The organism is Kitasatospora sp. NPDC058492, from assembly GCF_042720685.1.
In the GTDB taxonomy this organism is placed as follows: domain Bacteria; phylum Actinomycetota; class Actinomycetes; order Streptomycetales; family Streptomycetaceae; genus Kitasatospora.
The window spans coordinates 1-1,666 of record NZ_JBHXMU010000147.1 but is presented as its reverse complement, the minus strand read 5'-3'; the positions used below and the strand labels follow the sequence as shown (position 1 = coordinate 1,666).

Annotated in this window: 1 protein-coding gene and 1 tRNA gene; both read left to right on the top strand. The window is 70.1% G+C overall.

Features of this window, described 5'->3' with window-relative positions; all coding sequences use genetic code 11:
- The first annotated feature begins 518 nt into the window (after positions 1-518).
- A tRNA-Leu gene (locus tag ACFWPI_RS39490) sits at positions 519-600 on the top strand.
- 139 nt (positions 601-739) lie between these two features.
- Positions 740-1,612, top strand: a complete 873-nt coding sequence (locus tag ACFWPI_RS39485) for a Bax inhibitor-1/YccA family protein (RefSeq protein ID WP_363589740.1) — start codon at positions 740-742, stop codon at positions 1,610-1,612.
- Positions 1,613-1,666 lie beyond the last annotated feature (54 nt).

The following is a 1,666-nucleotide window of genomic DNA, read 5'->3' as shown; positions in this document are numbered from 1 at the left end:
AAGTCGACGCTGACGTTGTCGAGGGCCACGACGCGGGTCTCCCCGTCCCCGTAGACCTTGTTGAGGCCGGTGGCGCGGGCGGCCGCCAGGCCGGTCCGGACGGCGGTTGCGGTCGACGTGGTCACGGGGGTGCTCCTTGGTGGTCGCGGGCTGCGGGAGACGCGCTGGGCGCCTGGACGGCCGGGCCGCCAGGGGCGCCCGGCCGTACCTCCATGCTCCGCCGTGTGATCATGAGTTCTCGTCGCTCCGCCGGACGGTTGGCCTGACCGCCGCTGGGCGTACGGCCAGGTGACGCCCTCCTCCTGGGGTATGACGCCGACCCTGAGCGCGGGTCGGTGGCCGGAACTCGTGCACTTCGTGGCCGAATTGCGGACTGTTCGTCAGATCGCAAGGAAACATGACAACTTCCCTGGCTGGGAACATGCGAAAGGGCGAGGCGGGCGACTAGGCTCTGGGGTGGCCCGCACCGGGGGTGGAGCGTTTCTTCTCCGGCCGATGGAGGGGCTCGTCCGCAGGACGCCCGGATGGTGGAACGCAGACACGGGCAGCTTAAAACTGCTTGGCCGCGAGGCCGTGCCGGTTCGAGTCCGGCTCCGGGCACCGCTCGACTCGCGGGGGCGCCGACGGCGTCCCCGCCGGGAGTCCTTCAGTGATCCTCCTCGCGGCGTATCCCGATATTTTTGCCAAGCCATTACCCTGGTGGCTGGGCGGTGCAGTGCCGCCACGGAGGGAATGTGCAATGAGAAGCAGCAACCCGGTCTTCTCGCGGGAGGGGTCCTTCACCCGCGAGCCCGGCTACGCGGGGTTCGGTACCACCACGCAGGCCGGGGGCCAGTACGGCAACAACCCCTACGCGGGGACCCCTTACGCCCAGCAGCCGCAGGCGCAGGGCCCGCTGACCGACGAGCAGCTGTACGAGATGTACAACGGGCCGTCGGCCGGCCCCGCCGCCACCGGTCGGATGACGCTCGACGACGTGGTCGCGCGCACGGCCATGACGCTGCTGACCCTGGTCGCCGCCGGCGCGGTGGCCTGGTTCGTGCTGCCGTTCGAGAACTTCGGCTTCGCGATCGGCGCCAGCCTGGTGGCCATGGTCGTCGGCCTGGTGGTCTCCTTCAAGCGCAGCGTCAGCCCGCCGCTGATCCTGACCTACGCGGCTCTTGAGGGCTTCGCGCTCGGCGCGGTCACGCACGCGCTCAACACCGTCATCAACGGCATCGCGATCCAGGCGGTGCTGGGCACGGCGGCGGTCTTCGCGGCGATGCTGTTCGCCTACAAGAGCGGCCGGATCCGGGTCACCGCGCGCTACACCCGGATCGGCATCGCGATCGCCATGGGCTTCGTGCTGCTGATGCTGGTCAACATGATCGCGATGGCGTTCGGCGCCGACATGGGGCTGCGTTCAGGCCCGCTGGGCATCGTGGTCGGCCTGATCGGCATCGCCCTCGGCGCCTTCTTCCTGTCGCTGGACTTCGCGGCGATCGAGGAGGGCATCGCCCAGGGCGCGCCGCAGAAGGAGGCCTGGCGGGCCGCCTTCGGGCTCACCCTGTCGCTGGTCTGGATCTACGTCGAGATGCTGCGCCTGATCGCGATCCTGCGCGGCGACGACTAATCGCGGTCCCGCCGTACCACTGCCGCCGGGCCCCCGGAGCGAAACGCTCCGGGG

Coding starts and splice junctions, on each gene's coding strand:
- ACFWPI_RS39485 (WP_363589740.1), top strand. CDS start 740: ATGAGAAGCAGCAACCCGGTCTTCTCGCGGGAGGGGTCCTTCACCCGC.